At 66.5% G+C, this 21,445-nt stretch carries 17 protein-coding genes and 1 pseudogene; 15 read left to right on the top strand and 3 right to left on the bottom strand.

All coding sequences use genetic code 11. The features are described 5' to 3' along the window. The first annotated feature begins 6 nt into the window (after positions 1-6). From OXU42_08605 to argJ, 7 genes are all read left to right on the top strand, one after another. Positions 7-543, top strand: a complete 537-nt coding sequence (locus tag OXU42_08605; GenBank protein MDE0029442.1) for a TRAP transporter small permease — start codon at positions 7-9, stop codon at positions 541-543. 26 nt (positions 544-569) lie between these two features. After that, positions 570-1,844, top strand: coding sequence for a TRAP transporter large permease (locus OXU42_08600; protein ID MDE0029441.1), 1,275 nt, complete (start codon positions 570-572; stop codon positions 1,842-1,844). Between the two features lie 212 nt (positions 1,845-2,056). Next, positions 2,057-2,926, top strand: coding sequence for a glycosyltransferase family A protein (locus OXU42_08595; protein MDE0029440.1), 870 nt, complete (start codon positions 2,057-2,059; stop codon positions 2,924-2,926). Further along, entirely contained in the window at positions 2,923-3,474 is a 552-nt protein-coding gene (locus OXU42_08590) for a hypothetical protein (protein MDE0029439.1), read from the top strand. Before OXU42_08595 ends, OXU42_08590 begins: the two co-directional genes overlap by 4 nt. After that, positions 3,455-4,549, top strand: a complete 1,095-nt coding sequence (locus tag OXU42_08585) for a radical SAM protein (protein MDE0029438.1) — start codon at positions 3,455-3,457, stop codon at positions 4,547-4,549. The genes OXU42_08590 and OXU42_08585 overlap by 20 nt, the downstream gene beginning before the upstream one ends. 133 nt (positions 4,550-4,682) lie before the next feature. Continuing rightward, positions 4,683-8,165 carry a preprotein translocase subunit SecA gene (secA, locus tag OXU42_08580; GenBank protein MDE0029437.1) on the top strand — a complete coding sequence of 1,161 codons (3,483 nt, stop codon included), beginning with the start codon at positions 4,683-4,685 and terminating at the stop codon, positions 8,163-8,165. Further along, on the top strand, positions 8,150-9,352 hold the full coding sequence (argJ, locus tag OXU42_08575; GenBank protein MDE0029436.1) for a bifunctional glutamate N-acetyltransferase/amino-acid acetyltransferase ArgJ: 1,203 nt from the start codon (positions 8,150-8,152) through the stop codon (positions 9,350-9,352). The genes secA and argJ overlap by 16 nt, the downstream gene beginning before the upstream one ends. Before the next feature lie 19 nt (positions 9,353-9,371). Here argJ and gatB read toward each other — a convergent pair whose 3' ends face one another. Next, positions 9,372-10,850 carry an Asp-tRNA(Asn)/Glu-tRNA(Gln) amidotransferase subunit GatB gene (gene gatB / locus OXU42_08570; protein ID MDE0029435.1) on the bottom strand — a complete coding sequence of 493 codons (1,479 nt, stop codon included), beginning with the start codon at positions 10,848-10,850 and terminating at the stop codon, positions 9,372-9,374. A gap of 81 nt (positions 10,851-10,931) precedes the next feature. On the opposite strand from gatB, the gene OXU42_08565 reads away from it, so the two are divergent. Continuing rightward, complete coding sequence (locus OXU42_08565) at positions 10,932-12,086, top strand: thiolase family protein (protein MDE0029434.1); 1,155 nt, start codon at positions 10,932-10,934, stop codon at positions 12,084-12,086. A 113-nt stretch (positions 12,087-12,199) separates the two neighbouring features. Here the strand turns inward: OXU42_08565 and gatA are convergent, their stop codons facing one another. Both gatA and gatC read right to left on the bottom strand, forming a co-directional pair. Beyond that, positions 12,200-13,663, bottom strand: a complete 1,464-nt coding sequence (gene gatA, locus OXU42_08560; GenBank protein MDE0029433.1) for an Asp-tRNA(Asn)/Glu-tRNA(Gln) amidotransferase subunit GatA — start codon at positions 13,661-13,663, stop codon at positions 12,200-12,202. A gap of 75 nt (positions 13,664-13,738) precedes the next feature. Next, positions 13,739-14,026, bottom strand: coding sequence for an Asp-tRNA(Asn)/Glu-tRNA(Gln) amidotransferase subunit GatC (gatC, locus tag OXU42_08555; protein ID MDE0029432.1), 288 nt, complete (start codon positions 14,024-14,026; stop codon positions 13,739-13,741). Positions 14,027-14,051: 25 nt separating this feature from the next. On the opposite strand from gatC, the pseudogene OXU42_08550 reads away from it, so the two are divergent. The 7 genes and pseudogenes from OXU42_08550 (at position 14,052) to OXU42_08520 (ending at position 21,390) form a co-directional block, all read left to right on the top strand. Continuing rightward, positions 14,052-14,759 (top strand): annotated as a pseudogene (locus tag OXU42_08550) (ribonuclease HII). Between the two features lie 73 nt (positions 14,760-14,832). Beyond that, positions 14,833-15,204 carry a YraN family protein gene (locus tag OXU42_08545; GenBank protein ID MDE0029431.1) on the top strand — a complete coding sequence of 124 codons (372 nt, stop codon included), beginning with the start codon at positions 14,833-14,835 and terminating at the stop codon, positions 15,202-15,204. Positions 15,205-15,219: 15 nt separating this feature from the next. Then, on the top strand, positions 15,220-16,491 hold the full coding sequence (serS, locus tag OXU42_08540) for a serine--tRNA ligase (protein MDE0029430.1): 1,272 nt from the start codon (positions 15,220-15,222) through the stop codon (positions 16,489-16,491). Positions 16,492-16,751: 260 nt separating this feature from the next. Then, positions 16,752-17,903 (top strand): LLM class flavin-dependent oxidoreductase, encoded by a 1,152-nt coding sequence (locus OXU42_08535; protein MDE0029429.1) that lies wholly within the window; start codon positions 16,752-16,754, stop codon positions 17,901-17,903. A 91-nt stretch (positions 17,904-17,994) separates the two neighbouring features. Further along, positions 17,995-19,185 (top strand): hypothetical protein, encoded by a 1,191-nt coding sequence (locus OXU42_08530; GenBank protein MDE0029428.1) that lies wholly within the window; start codon positions 17,995-17,997, stop codon positions 19,183-19,185. A 2-nt stretch (positions 19,186-19,187) separates the two neighbouring features. Continuing rightward, the gene (locus OXU42_08525; GenBank protein MDE0029427.1) at positions 19,188-20,198 is read left to right on the top strand and encodes a hypothetical protein; all 1,011 of its coding nucleotides are present in this window, start codon (positions 19,188-19,190) and stop codon (positions 20,196-20,198) included. Between the two features lie 22 nt (positions 20,199-20,220). Beyond that, positions 20,221-21,390 carry an ABC transporter ATP-binding protein gene (locus OXU42_08520; protein ID MDE0029426.1) on the top strand — a complete coding sequence of 390 codons (1,170 nt, stop codon included), beginning with the start codon at positions 20,221-20,223 and terminating at the stop codon, positions 21,388-21,390. The last annotated feature ends 55 nt before the right edge of the window (positions 21,391-21,445 follow it).

Raw genomic sequence — 21,445 nt, 5'->3', positions numbered from 1 at the left:
GAGGCCATGTCCGACCCTGAACTTCCAAGGCCTCTCCGCTTCGTCGTCGTGACGGTGCCGAGGGCGATCGTCGGCGCGCTGATCGTCGCCGGCATCGCGGTCAATTTCGCCAACGTCATCGGCCGGTACGTCTTTCTCCAGCCCCTCATCTGGGCCGACGAGACCATGGTCTACATCATGGTCTGGACGGTCTTCATGGGTGCCGTCCTGGTTGCCTTCGAGGGGCAGCACCTCAAGATGGACTTCTTCTCCATCATGCTGCCCTCGCCCTGGAAAGAGGTCATCAACGGCATTGCCGCGCTCTCTTTCCTGGCGGTGTGCGTCTTCGTGATTCCCCAGACCTGGACCGTGGTGAAGCTCGTGTGGAACTTCGGCCAGCGCAGCGTCGTCGCCGAGATCCCGACCGTGATACCGCACTTCGCCCTGCTGCTGGGGTTCGTGCTCATGTTCCTGGCGGTGGCCCTGCGCTTCCGCTCGTACGTGAAGGGCGAGTTTGCGGGCGAGATCGTGCAGAAATACGGCGGCGACGACCAGGATGACTGAACCGGGCGGCCGGAGGGAGTGATCTCGTGGAATGGGTGATGGCCGTCGTGCCGGTGATCCTGCTGCTGCTGGGATTCCCGATCTTCGTCATCCTGCTGGCCACTTCCGCCATCGTGCTGCTGCTGTTCGCTCCGGTCCCGCCGACCACGGTGCACATCAAGATGTTCGACAGCATCGACAAGTTCGCGCTCATGGCGGTGCCGTTCTTCATTTTCGCCGGCGACCTGATGGGCCGGGGCGGCATCTCCAGGCGCATCGTCACCTGGGTCCTTTCCGCCATCGGCGGCGTCCGCGGCAGCCTGGCGCTGACCGCGGTGGGGACATGCACCGTCTTCGGCGCCATTTCCGGTTCCAGCCCAGCCACGGTGGCGGCGGTCGGGCGGCTGCTCTACCGGCCGCTGCGGAACGCCGGCTACGACGAGAAGTTCTCCACGGGCCTGCTGACCTCGTCGGGCGCCATCGCCATCGTGATTCCGCCGTCCATCGGAATGATCCTCTACGGCGTGTCGGCGCAGGAGTCGGTGGTGCTGCTGTTCGTGGCCGGCATCGTCCCCGGCCTGTTGATGGCGCTGCTGATGGCGGCCTACATCTACGCGTTCGCCGTGAGGCACGGCATCCGCGAAGCCTCGGGGTTCTCTTTCCGGGAGTTCCTGGTGGCCAGCAGGGAAGGCGTGTGGGCCCTGGGCATGCCCGTCATCATCCTCGGCGGCATCTACGCCGGCGTCTTCTCGCCCACCGAGGCGGCCGGCATCGCCTGCGTCTACGCCATCGTGGTGACGCGGTTCATCTACGGCGACATCGGCTGGAAGGGGATCTGGGAAGTCTCCGTCAACTCCATGTACCTGACGGCCCAGGTGCTGATCATCGTGGCCGCGGCCGGGGTCTTCTCGCAGCTACTGACCATCAGCGGGGCGCCGCAGAGCATGGTGGCGATGATCCGGGACATGGAGCTGCCGCCGTGGATGGCGCTTCTGGCCATCAACGTATTCCTGCTGTTCGTGGGCTGCCTGCTCGATCCCGCCTCCGCGATCCTGGTGCTGACGCCGCTGCTCGCGCCCATCGCCGTCGCCATCGGCGTGGACCTGGTCCACTTCGGCATCATCATGACCGTGAATCTGGCCGTCGGCATGTTCACGCCGCCCTTCGGCCTCAACATCTTCGTCACCCAGGCACTGTTCAAGGCGCCGCTGAAGAGCCTCTATCCGGGTCTCGTGCCGTTCATCGTCATCAACGTGGTCGCGCTTTTGATCATCACCTACGTCCCGGAGCTGTCGCTGTTCCTGACCCGGTACATGGGGTGACGTGACTCGTAGCGTGACTTGTTGGCACCCGCGAGTTGGCGTCCTTCGACTTCGCTTCGCTACGCTCAGGACGAACGGGAGTTGGTCTACGATCGTTCGTCGTGAGCAGTTCGATAAACGCAGACGAGGGGGAATTGCATCCAACCGTTCGTCCTGAGCGTAGCGAAGCGAAGTCGAAGGACGCCATTTCGAAGGACGCCATTCGATCGATCATGGTTTTCCCCAACGTGTTCATGGCGAAGGATCCCGGTTCGCTCGTCAGCGTCATCATTCCCACCCACGACCGTTGGCCCATGCTCGGCGAGGCCGTGGAGTCGGTGCTGGTGCAGACCGCGGACAACTTCGAGTTGATCGTGGTCGACGATGGCTCCACGGACGACACCGCGTGCCGGTTGCGGGACTACGGGGTCAGGCTGACCGTTCTGACCCAGAGCCGTCGCGGCGTGGCGGCTGCCCGGAACCATGGGGCCTCCCGCGCATCCGGCGGGTATCTGGCCTTCCTCGACTCCGACGACCTCTGGCACCCCCACAAGCTCGAGCGCCAACTCAGCTTCATGGAACGCCATCCCGAAGTCGAGATCTGTCAGACCGACGAGATCTGGATCCGGAACGGCGTGCGCGTGAACCCGAGGAACAAGCACCGCAAGCCCTCCGGCGACATCTTCCGCGCCAGCCTCGATCTCTGCCTCGTCAGCCCCTCGGCGGTGATGATGCGGCGGGACCTGTTCGAGCGGGTCGGTGGCTTCGACGAGTCGCTGCCCGTGTGCGAGGACTACGACCTGTGGCTGCGCATCGCCAGGGACACCGAGATCCCGCTGATCCCCGAGGCGCTGGTCACCAAACGGGGTGGACACGCGGATCAGCTCTCCCGTTCCACCTGGGGGTTCGACCGCTTCCGGGTCACGTCCATTGCCAACCTCATCGAGTCGGGTTTGGACGCGGAGAAGACCGGATGGGCCTTGGAGGCCCTGGCGAAAAAGGTTACGATTCTGGCGAAGGGGTTCCGGAAACGCGGCAACGAAGCCATGGCGCGAGACTATGAGGAGCGGCTGCGCCGCGTGTCAGCCTTACAGAACAAGTGACACTGTCGGAAGAGATCACGAGCTACGGCCGGGAGCGGGGCATTCGCGCCCAGGATGTGCAGCGATGGCTGGCGTTGGGCGGGCCGGATCAGACGGCGATGCTGCGGCTCGCGCGCGGCTTGCGTCTCGGCGGCAACCATTTCAACGACTTCCTGGACTGGTGCGTGGAGATCTCCCTGCGCGACGGTTGCTCCATCGCCGCCATCATCGACGGCAAGGAGCTCGCCCCGACCCTGTCCGACAGCCGAATGAGCCGCAACGATCGACTCAAACACGCCAAGGAGGCGCTCCGCCGGCTGCGTTACCCGCGTCTCACCCGCATCGAGGATGAGGTCCGCGCCCGCCTCCGTGGCCTCAAGCTCGATCCGCGCATCCGCATCACTGTGGCGCCGGGACTCGAAGGCGGCCTCAAGGTAGAGTTGCAGGCTGGCAGCGTCGACGCGCTGGCCCGTCTGGCCCGGGAGCTGGAATCCCTGGCCGGCGACGATTCCGCAAGAGAAGTATTCGTGCTCATGGAGGGGAAGGAAGTTGCAAGCGTACCGGCCTGAAAGGGTCATCGTGGAGAACGGCTCCGAGGGGTCGGTGATCTTCGACAACCTCCGGAAGTCCCTGCCCGACGTGCCCTTCGTCACCGTACCGGACCCCCAGCGCTACTGGGCCGAGCGCGACGGCGCCGCCGACCCCATCTCGCGGGGTAAGCGCGACCTCCTGCTCATGCGCCACAAGGGCAGGTTCCTCAAGGCATGCCCGGGCAGCGACGGCCAAGTGTGCTGCAACTACTTCATCATCAACTTCGCCAGCAACTGCCCCATGGACTGCAGTTACTGCTACCTGCAGGACTACCTCGCCGAGAACCCGGCCCTCAAGGTGTTCAGCAACGTAGACGACCTCCTGGCCGAGACCCGCGACCTGCTGTCGAAGCACCGAGGCTTCCTCTTCCGCATCGGCACCGGCGAGATCACCGACAGCCTGGCGCTGGAACCCCTCATCGGCTTCGCCGCCGCCACCGTGCCGTTCTTCGCCGAGCAGTCCAACGCGTTGCTGGAGCTCAAGACCAAGAGCAGCCACGTCGACAGCCTCCTCGGCCTCGACCCGAAAGAGCGGGTGGTCGTCTCGTGGTCCATGAACCCCCAGAGCGTCATCGACGCCGACGAGGGCCTGACCGCCTCCCTCGAAGAGCGTCTGGACGCCGCCTACCGCTGTCAGCAGGCCGGCTACAAGCTGGGCTTCCACTTCGACCCCATGGTGGAGTACCCCGGCTGGGAAGAAGACTACCGCGACCTGCTGCACCGGATCTTCACCCGCCTGGACCACCGCCGCATGGCCTGGACCAGCATGGGCGTGCTCCGCACCACCCCGTCGCTCAAGCGCGTGATGCGCCGGCGCTTCCCCGCCACCCGCATCCTCTCCGGCGAACAGGTCCCGTGCCCCGACGGCAAGATGCGCTACTTCCAGCCCCTGCGCGTAGCCATGTACCGCAAGATGCGCGGCTGGATCCGCGAGGCCGCGCCGGTGGTCCCCATCTACCTGTGCATGGAAACCCGCGAAGTCTGGGACCAGGTGTTCGGCTACTTCCCGAGCTGCGGCAAGGAGTTGGGGAACGAGTTGGTGGGGGCGGCCTGAGGGGTCCCACGTAAACCCCGGACCCGCCTCTGCCATTGGTATGCGCCCGGGGTCTTGTTGTTTCTGGTCGTCGCTTTGAGTTTGAGAGGCGCCAAAAATTGCAACTCGCCCCCTGAATCGCTATCCTGAAGCCATGTTCGGCGGCAACATCGTCAAGAAGGTCTTCGGCACCAAGAACGACCGGGAGGTCAAGCGGCTCAGGCCGGTGGTGGAGCACATCAACGGGCTGGAGCCGGAGTTCGAGAAGCTGACGGACGCGGAGTTGCGGGAGAAGACCGACGAGTTCCGGCGGCGGCTGGGCGACGGCGAGACCCTGGACGACCTCCTGCCGGAGGCCTTCGCGGCCACACGGGAAGCGTCCCGGCGCACCATCGGGCTACGCCACTTCGACGCCCAGCTCATCGGCGGCATGGTGTTGCACGAGGGCAAGATCGCCGAGATGAAGACCGGCGAGGGCAAGACCCTGGTGGCGACGCTGCCGTTCTACCTGAACGCGCTCACCGGCAAGGGCGTCCACCTGATCACGGTCAACGACTACCTGGCGCGGCGCGACGTGCAGTGGATGGGGCCCATCTACCACGCCCTGGGGCTGTCGGTGGCTTCCATCGTGCACGACCACAGCTACCAGTTCGACCCCACCTACATCACCAAGGACTACCGCTACCTTAACCTGCGGCCGGTCTCGCGCCAGGAGGCCTACCGGGCGGACATCACCTACGGCACCAACAACGAGTTCGGCTTCGACTACCTGCGCGACAACATGAAGTTCGCGCTGGAGGAATACGTCCAGCGGGAGCTCCACTTCGCGGTGGTGGACGAGGTGGACAACATCCTGATCGACGAGGCGCGCACCCCGCTCATCATCTCGGGGCCGGCGGAGGAGTCCACCGACAAGTACTACGGGCTGAACCGCATCATCCCCAAGCTCCAGCGCGGCGCCGTGACCCAGGGCGATGTGCGTCAGGAGGACCGGGCGGCCATCGAGGCCCAGGGCGACTACACCATCGACGAGAAGGCCAAGACCGTCTCCCTCACCGAGGGCGGCGTGGCCAAGGTGGAGCGGCTGCTGGGGGTGCACAACCTCTACGACCCACGGCACATCGATACGCTCCACCACGTCAACCAGGCGCTGAAGGCCCATAACATCTTCAAGCGCGACGTCGACTACGTCATCAAGGACGGCGAGATCATCATCGTCGACGAGTTCACCGGCCGGCTCATGCCGGGGCGGCGCTGGTCCGACGGGCTGCACCAGGCGGTGGAGGCCAAGGAGGGGGTGCACATCCGCGAGGAGAACCAGACCCTCGCTACCATCACGATCCAGAACTACTTCCGCATGTACACGAAGCTCGCGGGCATGACCGGCACCGCCGACACCGAGGCCCCCGAGTTCAAGAAGATCTACAACCTCGACGTGGTGGTGGTGCCCACCCACCGGCCCATGGTCCGGGCGGACTACGCCGACGTGGTGTACCGCACCGAGCGCGAGAAGTACGAGGCGGTGGTGGAGGAGATCGCGGAATCCAACGCCAAGGGCCAGCCCGTGCTGGTGGGCACGGTGTCGGTGGAGAAGTCGGAGCTGATCTCCTCGATGCTCAAGAAGAAGAAGGTCAAACACAACGTCCTCAACGCCGTGAACCACGAGGCCGAGGCGTCCATCATCGCGCAGGCGGGGCGGCTCGGCGCCGTCACCATCGCCACCAACATGGCCGGCCGCGGCACCGACATCCTGCTGGGAGGCAACCCCGAGTTCCTGGCGCGCTCCGACATGGAGAACGAATGGATCACCCGCGCCGCCAAGCTGCCGCTCCAGGGAGCGCAGCGCTACGAGGACGCGTTGCGGGAGCTGAAGGAGAAGTACGACCAGCAGGTCCGCCAAGCCGACGAACGCTACAAGGCGGCGTCGGAAACGTACGAGCAGCAGCGCAGCGACGCCTTGCGCAGCTTCACCGAGATCCAGGGCCGCCTCATGGGGCTGTCGCCGTTCCGCGACCTCCGCCAGGAGTACGAAGAGGTGTCCTCGTCCGAGCTCATCGACGCCCTGCACAGCTTCCGCGCCATCCCGGAGTCGTACCTCGAGGTCAAGGAGACTCTCGACACCGCGGTGCTGGCACACGAGGACGTGGAGAAGTCGCCAGCGCGACGCGAGTTCCGCGCGGCGTGCGAGGCCTTCGGCGCGTTCGTGGAGCGCTGGCAGGGCGCCGACGGCCAGCGGCAGCAACTGCTGGAGGCTGTCGACGACAGCCGCCGGCTGTACGAACAGCGCCTCGAGGAGTACGAGTTCGTGGTCACGCAGTCGGTGGTCTCCACGAGCGAGGACGCGGCGCTGGTGAAGGATTTCGAGGCCAACCGCGCCGCCTTCGAGGAGGCGGAAGCCCATTGCGAGGCGCTGCGGATTCCCTACGAGAAGGAGACCCGGGAGGCCCACGAGGCCTACGAGTCCAAGCGGCTCGAGTACGTGCAGGCGGTGGAGGAGGTGCGCGAAGAGCTGGAGAAAGCGCCGGAGGCCTACAGTCACCGCTACGACGAGATCCTCGCCGGCTACCAGGACAACTCGACGACCGAGCGGGACAAGGTGGTGGCGGCCGGCGGGCTCCACATCATCGGCACCGAGCGCCACGAGAGCCGCCGCATCGACAACCAGTTGCGTGGCCGCGCCGGACGCCAGGGCGACCCGGGCGCGTCACGGTTCTTCCTGTCGCTGGAAGACGACCTCATGCGCATCTTCGGCGCCGACCGCATGCAGGGGATCATGAACCGGCTGGGCATGGAGGAGGGGGTGCCCATCGAGCACGGGCTCGTGAGCCGGGCCATCGAGAACGCCCAGAAGAAGGTGGAGGCGCACAATTTCGATATCCGCAAGCACTTGCTGGAATATGACGACGTCATGAACAAGCAGCGCGAGGTGGTCTACGGCCAGCGCCGGGACGCGCTCGCGGGCGACAAGCTCCGGGACGACGTGCTGGAGATGGCCACCCAGCTTGCCGAGGAGACCGCCGGCCGCTTCGTGGACAAGCAGGCCATGGCGTCGGAGTGGGACCTCGCGGGTCTCGTGGAGAGTCTCCGAGGGCGCTTCAACGTGCGGCTGGAGTTCACGCCGGAGGAGATGCAAAGCCTCAACGCCGACGATGTCGAGGAGAAGGTCGTCGACCTGGTTACGCAGAGCTATGAGGAGAAGGAGGAGCGACTGAGCCCGGAGCTGCTGCGGCAGCTCGAGCGCATCATCATGCTCCAGACCATCGACGTCCTGTGGAAGGACCACCTCCTCAACATGGACCACCTCAAGGAGGGCATCGGCCTGCGCGGCTACGGCCAGAAGAACCCGCTGCACGAGTACCAGCGGGAAGGGTACGAGCTGTTCCAGGAGATGTCCGACCGGATACAGGAAGACGTGGTCGGGAAGCTCTTCACGGTGGAGGTGGACCACGAGCGCTCGGCCGCCGAGCTGGAAGAGCTGGAAGCCCGGCAGGCGCCCCGGCAGATGATGTTGAGCCACGGCGACGGCGAGGGCCCGGAGCGCGTGTCCACGGTGCGGCGGGACGGCGACAAGGTGGGGCGCAACGCCCCCTGTCCGTGCGGCAGCGGCAAGAAGTACAAGCGATGCCACGGCAAGTGAAGACCCCGTCCGGAGTGCCGGGTTTCCGCTTCGCCGGTGTAGCCTGCGGCCTCAAGCAGAGCGGGCGCAAGGACCTGGCGCTCATCGCCTCCGAGGGCCCGGCCGCCGCGGCCGCCGTGTTCACCAGGAACCGCGTCAAGAGCCCGAGCGTCACCGCCGGCGCGCAACACGTGCGCTCGGGGCAGCTTCAGGCGGTGGTGGTGAACAGCGGCAACGCCAACGCCTGCACCGGTCCGGGCGGGCTCCGGGACGCGGAAGCCATGTGCGCCGAGACGGCGCGGCACCTGGACATCGACGCGCGGCGGGTGCTGCCGTCCTCCACGGGCATCATCGGCGTGCGCCTGCCCATGGACAAGATCACGCGCGGCATCGCGGATGCCGCCGCGGCGCTCTCGCCCGGCGCGCTCCAGGACGCCGCCCAGGCCATCATGACCACGGACAACGGCCCCAAGATCGCCGCGGCCACGTGCCGCATCGGCGGCCGCACCATCCACATCGCGGGTATCGCCAAGGGCGCCGGCATGATCGCTCCCAACATGGCGACCATGCTGTGCTACGTGCTCACCGACGCCGCCGTCGCCCCGGCCGTGTTGCGCCCGATGGTGCGCCGGGCCACGGACGCGACCTTCCACGCCATCACCGTGGACGGCGACACCAGCACCAACGACACCGTGCTGTGCCTGGCCAACGGCGTCGCCCGAAACCCCCGCATCACCCGCGGCGGCGAGGGCGAGGACGTATTGGAGCGGGAAATGACCCGGGTGATGAAGGAGCTGGCGCTCAAGATCGTGGCCGACGGCGAGGGCACCAAGAAGCTGGTGGAGATCCGCGTGGACGGCGCCCGCACGGTGGCCGAGGCGCGCAAGGTGGCCTTCACCGTGGCCAACTCCAAGCTCGTCAAGACCGCCTTCTTCGGCGAGGACCCCAACATCGGCCGCTTCATGATGGCCATCGGCAACGCCGGCGTGCCCGTGGTGGAAGAAACCATCGACGTGGTTCTGGGCAGCGTCAAGGTGGTGCGCCGCGGCCTCGCCGTCGGCACCCGCGAGTCCGCCGCCGCCAAGGTCATGCAGCGCCCGTCGTTCACCGTCCGCATCAGCCTCGGCATGGGCGACGCCGGCACGTCCGTATGGACCTCCGACCTCGGGCACGAGTACGTGCGGATCAACTCGGACTACCGCACCTGACGCTGATCCGACGCGGCCGTCAGCCCTGTAGCTTGCCGCGAAGTATCTCGTTGACCATCTGCGGATTCGCCTTGCCGCGCGTGGCCTTCATCACCTGACCCACGAGGAAGCCGAAGACCTTCTCCTTGCCGGCGCGGTACTCTTCCACCTGCGCCGCGCACGCCGCCAGCACCTCGTCCACGGCGGCGTCCAATGCACCGGTGTCCGACACCTGCTCCAACCCCTTCTCCTTGACGATGGCGTCCGGCCCCTTGTCGGTCTCCAACATCTCGTTGAACACGGTCTTGGCGAGCTTGCCGCTGATGGTGCCCTCGTCCACCAACTTCACCATGCGTGCCAGATCCGCGGCCGCCACGGGCCAGCTCTCGATGCGCAGCGCGGCGTCGAGCTTGCGTTCCTTGAGCACCCGGAAGAGATCCCCCATGAGCCAGTTGGCGATGGCCTTGGGATTGGCGTGGGCCTTGACCGCGGCCTCGAAGTAGTCGGCCACGTCACGTCGTTGCGTGAGGATGTCCGCGTCGTAGTCAGGCAGTCCGTACTGCTCCACGAGACGGTTCTGCCGCTCCTGCGCCAGCTCCGGCAGGGTGGCGCGGATCTCGTCGATCCACGCGTCGTCTATTTCCAGCGGCAGCAGGTCCGGATCGGGAAAGTAGCGGTAGTCATGGGCGTGTTCCTTGGAGCGCATGGACCGGGTGACTTCCGCGTCCGGGTCCCACAGGCGCGTCTCCTGCACCACCGCGCCTCCCTCGGAAAGCACCTGTCCCTGGCGCCGGATCTCGTATTCCAGCGCCTTCTCCACCGCCTTGAACGAGTTGAGGTTCTTGATCTCCACCTTGACGCCCAGCTCCTCGTCTCCCGCCTCCCGCAGCGACACGTTGGCGTCGCAGCGGAAGCTCCCCTCTTCCATGTTGCCGTCGCACACCTCGAGGTATTCCAGGATCGAGCGCAGGGTCCGCAGGTACTCGCCGGCCTCGCCGGGGTTGCGCATGTCTGGCTCGCTCACGATCTCCATGAGCGGCACCCCCGCCCGGTTGAGGTCCACCAAGCTGTGGTCGCCGCGCGCGTCGTGAATGTTCTTGCCCGCGTCCTCCTCCATGTGGATGCGTGTGAGCCGCACCCGTTTCGCACCGCCGTTCACGCCCACGTCCACGTGGCCACCCGTGCACAATGGCAACTCGTACTGACTGATCTGATAGCCCTTGGGCAGGTCGGGATAGAAGTAGTTCTTGCGCGCCCAGCGGCTGCGCGCGGCAATGGTGCAGTGGGTGGCCAACCCGGTGCGGATGGTGTGCTCCACCACCTTGCGGTTCAGCACCGGCAGCACCCCCGGAAAGCCCATGCACACCGGGCAGGTGTTGCGGTTGGGCGCCTCCCCGAAGCGCGTGGAACAGCCGCAGAAGATCTTGGACTCGGTCAGGATCTGCGCGTGCACCTCCAGACCGATGACCGTTTCGTAGCTCATGCTTCGGCAGGTAACAGAAAGGCCGTGTGTCCGCAATTCTTGACGCCCTCGACCCTTTGTTGTTACGGATTCTCAATCATTCCGCGGCGCGGGGCTCTGCCCCGCCAAGGAGGAACCATGGCCAATCTCGGGGGAAAATACGCCATCGTCGGCGTGGGCGAGACGCAGGTGGGCAAGCGTCCGGACGGAACCACGCACTCTCTGCACCTGGAGGCCATCCGCGCATGTCTCGACGACGCGGGCATACGCGGCGACGCGGTGGACGGCTTCCTCACCAACCAGCCGCTGAACGACGCCCACCGGAGCTACGCCGTGCGTCTGGCGCACATGGCCGGCATCACCCCGGTGTACGCCACCGACCTGGCCTTGGGCGGCGCCACTCCCATCGCCATGGTGCAGCACGCGGTCATGGCCATCGACGCCGGCATGTGCAACACGGTGCTGTGCGTGCACGCGCGCAAGCGCTCCACCGGTGACGCCACTCCCGGTTACCCCATCCGTCGCGGCGACGAGCACTGGGAGCGGCCCTGGGGCCACTTCGCCGCCGCCGCCGGCCACGCCCTGGCGGCCCAGCGCCACATGTACGAGTTCGGCACCCGTAGCGAGGACCTGGCGGAGATCGCCGTCTCCACCCGCCGGCATGCGTCGCTGAACGCCAACGCCACCATGAAGAAGCCCATCACCATCGAGGACCACCAGCAGTCCCGCATGATCGTCGACCCATTGCACCTGCTCGACTGCTCCCTCGAGTCCGATGGCGGCGGCGCGGTGCTGGTCACGAGCCTGGAGCGCGCCAAGGACTTTCCCAAGCCGCCGGTGGTGATCCTCGGCATGGGGCAGCACCACCCCCACTTCAGCCTGCTGGACGCGCCCACCCTCACCACCCTGGGCGGACGCAAGTCCTCGCGCATGGCCTACGACATGGCCGGGCTTGAGCCCAGGGACATGGACTTCGCCGAGCTCTACGACTGCTTCACCATCACCGCCATGATCACCCTGGAGGACTACGGCTTCTGCGAGAAGGGCGAGGGCAAGGACTTCGTCAAGGACGGCCGCATCGGCATCAACGGCGAGATCCCCCTCAACACCCACGGCGGCCTCCTGTCCCAGGCCCACCTGGAAGGAATGCTCCACCTCACCGAAGGCGCCCGCCAACTCCGTGGCAACGAGGTCGAGCCCGAACGCCAGGTACCCGACGCCAAGGTGGGCATCATCAGCGGCCACGGCGGCAGCCTGGCCATGCACGCCACGCTGATTCTGGGTACCGCTTGAACCGAGGACGCTCGGACCGGTAACGCGGGGAATCCCACTTTCCGTCACCCAGGGCTTGCCCCGGGGTCCATGGGCGGGCTGAGGCAGGGAGTGCAGGGCTTTCGGGTGCGGGGCTAAATTTCCGGCCTCAGCGTACGCCACTCCGTCGCCTGCTCGTAGGCGTAGCCCAGGCGCAGCACCGTGGCTTCGTCGAAGTGCCGGCCGATGATCTGCATGCCGATGGGGAGGCCGGCGTCGTCGAACCCGCAGGGCACGGACAGCGCCGGCAGGCCGGCGAGGTTCACGGAGATGGTGAGGATGTCCGACAGGTACATCTGCAGCGGGTCGTGGGTCATCTCTTCGAGCTTGAAGGCGGTGGTGGGGCAGGTGGGGGCGACGATGGCGTCGCATTCTCCCAGGGCGGACTCCATGTCTTGTTTGAGCAAGGTTCTCACCTTCTGGGCCTTGAGATAATAGGCGTCGTAGTAGCCGGCGGAGAGCACGTAGGTGCCCAGCATGATCCGCCGCTTCACCTCGTGCCCGAAGCCCTGGGCGCGGCTCTTCATGTAGGTGGAGGTCAGGTCTTCGGCCTGGACCCTTGGGCCGTAGCGCATGCCATCGTAGCGGGCCAGGTTCGAGCTGGCCTCGGCCGCGGCGATGATGTAGTAGGCGGCTACGGCGTAGTCGTTGCGCGGCAGCGACACCTCCGTCACCAGGGCGCCGGCCTTCTCCAGTTCGTCGATGCCTCGCCGCACGGCCTGCTCCACCTCGGGCTGGAGCCCGGCGGCGAAGTACTCCTTCGGGACGCCGATCTTCAATCCCTTCACATCGCCCGTGAGCGCTGCGGCGTAGTCCGGCACCGGCACGTCCACCGAGGTGGAGTCTGCGGGGTCGTGGCCGGCGACGGCCTGGAGCACCAGCGCGCAGTCGGTCACGTCTCGAGTCATGGGTCCCACCTGGTCCAGCGACGACGCATAGGCCACCACGCCGTAGCGGCTGACCCGTCCGTAGGTGGGCTTTAGGCCCACGATTCCGCAGAACGACGCCGGCTGTCGGATGGAACCGCCGGTGTCGGTGCCCAGCGCGGCGATGCACTGGCCGGCCGCCACCGCGGCCGCGGAACCGCCCGAGGACCCGCCTGGCACATGGTCAGGGTTCCACGGATTGCGGGTGATGGAGTAGCCGGAGTTCTCGGTGGAGGAGCCCATGGCGAACTCGTCCATGTTGGTCTTGCCCAGCGGCACGGCGCCGGCTTCCTTGAGGCGACGCACCGCGGTGCCGTCATAGGGTGGCGAAAACCCGTCCAGGATCCTGGACGCACACGTGGTGGCCACGCCGTCTGTGAGGAGCACGTCCTTGAGCGCCACGGGGATGCCGAGCAGCTTCGACGACACGTCGCCCTCGGCGAAGCGAGCGTCCGCTCGACGTGCGGCCTCCAGGCCTTGCTCGCGGCACACGGCAAGGTAGGCGCCGATGGTATCGTCCGTGCCGTCGATGCGCGCGAACAGCGCCTCCGCCAACTCGACGGCGCTCAACTCCCGGCGTAACAGCCGGTCGTGCAGTTCATGGATGCTGAGGAAACACGGATCGGTGGTCATGGCGCCCTTCGACTTCGCTCCGCTACGCTCAGGACGAACGGGGATCGGCCTGCTGCCGTTCGTTCCGATGTCATGTCATTCAATGATCTTCGGGACGCTCAGGAAGTCGTCATCCCGGGCTGGGGCGTTGCGCAGCAGGGCGTCGGTCCGCGGCTGGTTGACGGCCCGGTCCGGGCGCAGGACGTTGACGACGTCCACCGCGTGGGACATGGGCTCGACGCCGCCGGTGTCGAGCTCGTTGAGCTTGTCCATGTATTCGAGGATGCGGTCGAGCTGGCCGGCGAGCTGTTCCTGCTCGTCCGGAGTGAGGTCCAGACGGGCGAGGGTGGCCACGTGCCGGACCTCTTCGCTGGTGATTTTCACGCCGATTTTCTATCATACGCCTCGAATGCCCGGCAAACGAACCTCGCCCGAACCGTCTCGAAACGGCCGCCTGCTCGCTCCCGAGCGCCGTGGACCCGACGGCACGTCCTACGAAACGGATGCACTTTCGCGGGGTTTTCGATGCGTCGCCGGCGTGGACGAGGTTGGGCGCGGCCCCCTGGCGGGACCGGTGGTGGCCGCGGCGGTGGTCTTCGATCCCGGCGCCTTCAATCCCGACATCAAGGACTCGAAGCTGTTGACCGCCAGAAAACGCGAGCGCCTGGCCGATTGGATCAAGGAACAGTCCGCCTCGTGGGCGGTGGGCGTGGCCGATGCGCAGGAGATCGACCGTTTCAACATCCTGCGGGCCAGCCTCCTGGCCATGGCCCGCGCCGTCCGGGGCTTGGCGGTCACGCCGGATTACCTCATGATCGACGGGCCCCACGGCATCCCCGCCGCGAGTCTTTTGGAGGACGGCGGCCCGTGGACGGCGGCGCCGGCGCAGCGCGCCGTCAAGGGCGGCGACCGGCTCTGCTTCTCCATCGCGGCCGCTTCCATCATCGCCAAGGTCGCCCGAGACCGGATGATGGTGGAGCTGGACGCCCTGTATCCGGAGTACGGCTTCGCCAGCCACAAGGGTTACCGCAGCCGCCGCCATTCCGCGGCGCTGGACCGCCATGGTCCCTGTCCCATCCATCGCCGCAGCTTCAAGCCCGTGCGGGAATTCCGGGAGCACACGGCGCCAGGGTCCGCCGAGGCCACGGAGGCAGGCTTGCCGGTGCGGCTCTTTGCTGCCAGAAAAAGGGATGGGCGATGAGCGGAAGTCCCTGGGCAAGGCCGGAGAGGATCTCGCCGAGCGCTACCTCAAGCGCCGAGGCTACGCTGTCGTCGAACGCAACTACCGGTGCCCTCTTGGCGAGATCGACCTGATCGCCCTCGACAAACGCGCGGTGGTGTTCGTGGAGGTCAAGACCCGCAGGGTGGACACGTCGGGCGCGCCTCTGGAAGCGGTCAACGCCGCCAAGCAGCGCAGGTTGAAGCGTGTTGCTCTTCATTACCTCACCAGACACCGGTTGCATGACCGTGACGTCCAGTTCGATGTGGTCGGCATTTCGCTCGGTTCGACTCCGCCGGCGGTGTGCCATGTCCGCCATGCGTTCGATTTTTCCGAGCCGTAGGAGAAGGGATAGTGGATGATTGACGTCAGGATCCTGCGCGAGGACCCGGAAGGGTTGCGGGAGCGCATGGCCGCGAGAGGGACAGATATCGACTGGGAGGCCGTGCTGGCGGCGGACCGGGAACGCCGGGAGACCCTCGCCCGCTGGGAGCGGCTCAAGGAGCAGAAGAACAAGCTCTCCGGCGAGATCGGCCGGCTCAAGAAGTCGGGCGGCGACGCCGCGTCCCTGATGGAGGAGATCGGCGCAGTCAGCAAAGAGCTCGACGCACTGGATCAGCCGCTCGCCGAGACCGAGCGCCGGTTCAGCGATTCCATGCTGGACATCCCGAACCTTCCGGACGCCGGCGTGCCCGTGGGCGAGTCCGAGGCCGACAACCCGGTGCTTCGGGATTGGGGCGCGGCTCCCGAGTTCGGCTTCACCCCGAAGAATCACTGGGAGATCGGCGAAAACCTCGGCATCCTCGACTTCGCCCGTGGCGCCAAGCTCACCGGCGCGCGCTTCACCCTCTACCGGGGCCACGGCGCGCTGCTGGAGCGGGCGCTGATCGCCTTCATGCTGGACCTGCAGACCCGGGAGCACGGCTACGAGGAGATGCTGCCGCCGTTCCTGGTGAACCGCGACACCATGACCGGCACCGGGCAACTCCCCAAGTTCGAGGCGGACATGTTCCGCACCGCGGACCCCGACTACTTCCTCATCCCCACCGCCGAGGTGCCGCTCACCAACATCCACCGGGAAGAGGTCCTGGACGCCTCCGACCTGCCCCGCTACTACTGCGCCTACACCCCCTGTTTTCGCCGGGAGGCGGGCTCCTACGGCAAGGACATGCGCGGGCTGATCCGCCAGCACCAGTTCAACAAGGTGGAGCTGGTGAAGATCGTCGAGCCGGAAAGCTCCTTCGAGGAACTGGAGAAGCTCACCCGCGACGCCGAGGCCGTGCTCCAGCGCCTTGGGCTGCACTACCGGGTGGTGGAGCTCTGCACCGCGGACCTGGGCTTCTCCGCGGCCAAGACCTACGACATCGAGGTGTGGCTGCCGGGGCAGGGGACCTACCGGGAGATCAGCTCCTGCTCCAACTGCACCGACTTCCAGGCCCGCCGCGCCGCCATCCGCTACCGCCCGGCTCCCAAGCAGCGCCCCCAGCTCGTGCACACCCTCAACGGCTCCGGCTTGGCCGTCGGCCGCACCCTGGTGGCGATCCTGGAGAACTGCCAGCAGGAAGACGGCAGCGTCGTGATCCCGGAGGTGCTACGGCCGTACATGGGCGGGTTGGAGCGGATCGGGTAGGGATTCCGCTGCGCCTCCGGCGGGGCCCCAGGACGTATGGCTTCCGTCCGTTTCGGAATGGCTCGCCGTCCAATTCGGAATAGTTCGCCAAGGTTTCCGGCGGAGTACTGGGTTTCGGACGGCGAACTGAAGGCCGTCGTGCGCGTCCGGCTCATAGTTGACAAACAATAGGACATTGGCCGAGGATACAAACGCGCAACCAAGCGAACAGTCCGGCCACGGTTCCGGGAGAACGGACTGCAGCCCTCCAAGGAAGTAGAATGAAATTCTCGTACACGCACCACATGCCCTATACCGGAGTCGAAAAGGTCGGGCAGGATTGGCCGGTGGCCAACAAGCAGTTCTCCCCGGACGAAGGCATGCGGATCTTCCGGGCCGGGATCGACACCAAGGTGTTCGCCGAGGAGTGCGGCTTCGACTGGATCGGCAACAACGAACACCACATGAGTCCCTACGGGCTGATGCCGAACCCCAACCTGATCGGCGCGTGCGTCGCCGAACGCACCAGCAAGTCGATGATCCTGCAATCCGGGAACATCGTGCCCATCGTCAACCCGATCCGCGTGGCCGAGGAATACGCCATGCTGGACATGATTTCCGGCGGGCGGCTGGTCGCCGGGTTCATGCGCGGTATTCCGCACGAATACGTCGCCTACAACGTCGCGCCCAGCGAGTCCTACGGGCGCATGAACGAGGCCATCGAACTGATCAAGAAGGCCTGGACCGAGCCGGAGCCGTTCGGCTGGGAGGGCGAGTATTACCAGTTCCGCGCGGTTTCCATCTGGCCCAAGCCGGCCCAGAAGCCGCATCCCGAGATCGTCATGTCGGCGAGCAGCGACGGCTCCGCCCGCCTCGCCGCCGAGCACGGCGCGACCATGGGCGTCCTGCGCGTCCAGGACTACGAAACGGCGCACCACTCCATAGACGTCTACCGGGAACATGCGCGCAAGCTCGGCTGGGAGCCGCGGCCCCACAATATCATCCTCGCCATGAACTGCTCCGTCGCCCCGAGCAAGGACGAGGCGGTCAAGACGCTGCGCCGGGGCTACGACTACTTCTTCAACGTGCTTGGCGGGGGCATCCGCACGGCACAGCGGCTGGTCGTGCAGAAGACCCGCTATTTCAAGGATGACCAGGACGCCGAGCGCCAGACGACGAAGCTCCGTACACACAATCAGCTTTCCCTTGAGGAGCGGATGGAGCGCGGTCTGGTCATGTGCGGAACGCCGGACATGGCCATCGAACAGATCACGCGACTTTACGAGGAGTTCGGTCACGGCGTGACCAATCTGAGCGTCAAGATCGGCAACGTGCCCGACGACAGTGTCCGTCAGACCATGAGGCTCCTCCGTGACGAGGTTTTCCCCGTGGCGCGCCGCCTGGGGATGGAGGAACGGGTCGCAGCCGTATAGGACCCACAACAGTAGGACCCACAACAGGCAACGGCACCCCCGAAACGTCATTCCCGCGGAAGCGGGAATCCAGGGGTGGGGGGCGGCGCTCATGGACAAGGGCCGCGGGGAGGAAGGGAGCTCGAAGATGATCGAGAAATACACGGCGGTCGCCGTTCAGACCATCATCCGCCACGTCCGCGAACCGGAATGGCGCGATGCCATCATCCGTGAGAACGTCAATCGCTACCTCTCGCTAATGGAGTACGTAAGCTGCCGCTGGGGCCAGGCGAAGCTCTACGTGCTGCCCGAGTTCTCCCTGACCGGCGTGGAGCACGTCCGCTCGGTGGAGGAATGGACGCGCATCGCCCTCCGCATTCCCGGGCCGGAGCTGGAGCCCCTCGCCAACTTCGCGCGCATCAACCGAGCCTATGTGGCCGGCGGCACCATGGAGTACGATCCGGCCTATCCGAACCGCTGGTTCAACTCCGCCTACCTGTTCGGCCCGTCGGGCGACCTCGTGCTGCGCTACCGCAAGATCAACGGAGCCGACGTACAGGGCCACACCACCTATTCGACACCCACCGGCTGTTATGACCTGTACGTGAAGAACGAGGGCGGGGAAGACGCGCTCTTCCCGGTGGTGGACACCGAGATCGGGCGGCTCGCGCTCATCAACTGCTACGACATCAACTTCCCGGAGATGCCGCGCGCCTTCGCGCAGCACGGCGCGGAGATCCTGCTGCACTGCACGGGCGAGCCGTATGGACCGCACCGGGAGCCGTGGGAGATGAGCCGGCGCACCCGCGCCTACGAGAACTGCATGTACGTCATCTCCTCCAATCACGGCGGCTACGCCGCGCAGGTGTCGGGCAACGTGTTCGCGGATTCGCCGGGCCTGAACTTCCAGGAGCGGCGCGACGGCGAGATCTCGCCCCTGCACCGTTCCCACGGCGGCTCCGAGATCGTCGACTTCAACGGCAAGGTGGCCGGCGCGGCTCCCAACCCCGGCGAGGCGCTGGCCATCGGCCCCATCGACCTGCGGGCTCTGAGGGAGCGGCGCGCGGAGATACGCGACAACATCCTGGTGCAGTCGCGCACGGAGATCTATGCGCGCGAATACACCCGGCACCAGGCCACCGGCATCAACCGCTGGCTCGAAGCGCCCATCGCGCACAAGTCCGAGGCGCGGCAGAGCACGGAGGCGGTGATCGCGCGCTATCTCCGGGACGGGGTCTACGCGCCGCCCGAGGGATACGAACCGGCGGCCCCGTCGGAACAACAGAACCGCGCCCTGGCCTGACCATGCCGAAGAAGTTCCAGATCGCCTGTGTCCAGTCGTCCATCGAGGTCATCGACGACCCGGACCGCAAGGACGACGTCATCGCCCGCAACCTCCGGCGCGGGCTGGATATCGCCGAGGCGGCGGTGGTCCGGGACGAGGCGCGCGTCGTGGTGTTCCCCGAAGCGTGGCTTCAGGGGTTCAACCACAAGCGCACACCCGATGACTGGAAGGCGGTCTGCATCGAGATACCCGGGCCCGAGACCGAAGTGATCGGGGCGTTCGCACGGGAGCACGGGGTCTACGTGGCGGGAGCCGCCTTCGAACGGGACCCGGACTGGTCCGAGGTGTGGTTCACGACGGGCTTCATCGCCGGTCCCTCCGGCGCCGTGGAACTGCGCTACCGCAAGTGCCACGAGCACAACGTGGAAGGGCTGATCCCCAGCGTCTGTCCGGCGGACGTGTACACGGAGTACGTCCGGCGGTACGGCGAGGACTCCTTGTTCCCGGTGCTCGATACGCCGTACGGGCGGCTCGCGACGATCGTGGAGCACGACGTGAACTTCTTCGAGCTGTCGCGCGCCCTGACCTTTCGCGGCGCCGAGATCCTGCTGCACCCCACCACCGAGACCAACGGGCCCATGGCCGAGACGCGCGACCAGGTGCGCCGGTCGCGCGCCTACGAGAACCTCGTGTACGTGGCCTCCGCCAACGCCGGCGCGCTGAGCGGCCGGTACAGCGCGGCGCAGGGCACGCGCGGCGCCTCCACGGTCGTCAACTACCTCGGCCACGTCGACGCCCGCATCGACGGGGCGGGCGAATCCGTGCTGGTCTCCACCGTCGATCTCGACCGGCAGCGGAAGCGGCGCACCGAGGTGTTCATGAACTTCCCGGCACAGGTCAAGTCCGAGTTCTTCGGCCGTGAATTCGAGAAGCAGACCTTCATGTCCAGCGACACCGGCGGCGATGCGCGCGCCACGGCCGAAGCCACCATCAAGCGGCTGCAGGACGAAGGGGTTCTCGCGTCCGAATAGACCGTAACCCTGGAACCGAACGATGGCGGTGCTGCAGACACGGCGTCTTGAGGCGAAGTTTCCATTGCGGGACGGCGTGGTGCACGCCCTGCGCGGCATCGACCTGGACATCGCCACGGGCGAGTTCTTCGTCCTGCTGGGCCCGTCGGGCTGCGGCAAGACCACCATGCTGCGTTCCATCGCCGGACTGGAACGGCCCACCGCGGGCGAGATCCGCATCGACGGGCATCCCATCTTCGACGCCGAAAACGGCTTTTTCGTCCCGCCCGATCAACGCCCCATCGCCATGGTGTTCCAGTCCTACGCCATCTGGCCGCACATGGACGTGTTCGAGAACATCGCCTTCCCGCTCCGGCGCGGCCGCCTGAAGATGGACAAGGAGTCGGTGCGGGACCGCGTCGGCGAGGTGCTCGAGATGCTCGGCCTCGACGCCCTGGCCGCACGGCCGGTGATCACGCTGAGCGGCGGCCAGCAGCAGCGGGTGGCGCTGGCGCGGGCGCTGGCGCTGCAGCCCCGCATCCTGTTGATGGACGAGCCGCTGAGTAACCTGGACTTCAAGCTCCAGGTCCGGCTGCGCGCCCAGATGCGCGACCTGATGCACCGGCTCAACCTGACGACGATCCACGTCACCCACAACCAGGCTGAAGCCCTGGAAACCGGCGACCGCATCGCGGTGATGTCGGAGGGCCGCATCGTCCAGATCGGCGATCCGCAGGCGGTCTACCACCGTCCGGAAAACGAGTTCGTCGCGCGCTTCATCGGCGACATGAACATTTTTCCGGCGGTCTACCGTGGCGGCAACGGGGACACGGCGCGCGTGGAGACGGCCTTCGGCCAGCTCGACGCGCAACGGACCGCCCGCGAGGGTTTTGCGGCCGGGGCGAGTTGCATGTTGGGCATCCGTCCGGAAGACATCGAGATCGACGGTGACATTCCGGCGGAGGCCGCCAATCTCGTCACCGGCACCGTGGCCTCGTCGAGCTATGTCGGCGAGGGTTACGTGCACACCGTCGAGTCCTGCGGCCAGCCGGTCAGGGTGAGGCGGCATCACCGCGAGGCCATCAACCGCGGGGATTCGATCCGGCTCCATTTCCCGCCGGCGGAGACCGTGGTGGTGGCGCCGTCCGACGGCCTGGACATGGAAGGCCTCGAAGGCGGGCTCGCCGGCGAGGAAGCGGCTCGTGCGAACTAGACTCCTGGGTATCGGCTGGGTCTACCTGCTGGCAATCTCCGGCCTGGCGCTGGTG

The organism is Deltaproteobacteria bacterium (assembly GCA_028818775.1).
Taxonomy (GTDB): domain Bacteria; phylum Desulfobacterota; class Binatia; order UBA9968; family JAJDTQ01; genus JAJDTQ01.
The sequence above is the reverse complement of the archived record's forward strand: the minus strand, read 5'-3'. Positions and strand labels throughout refer to the sequence as shown.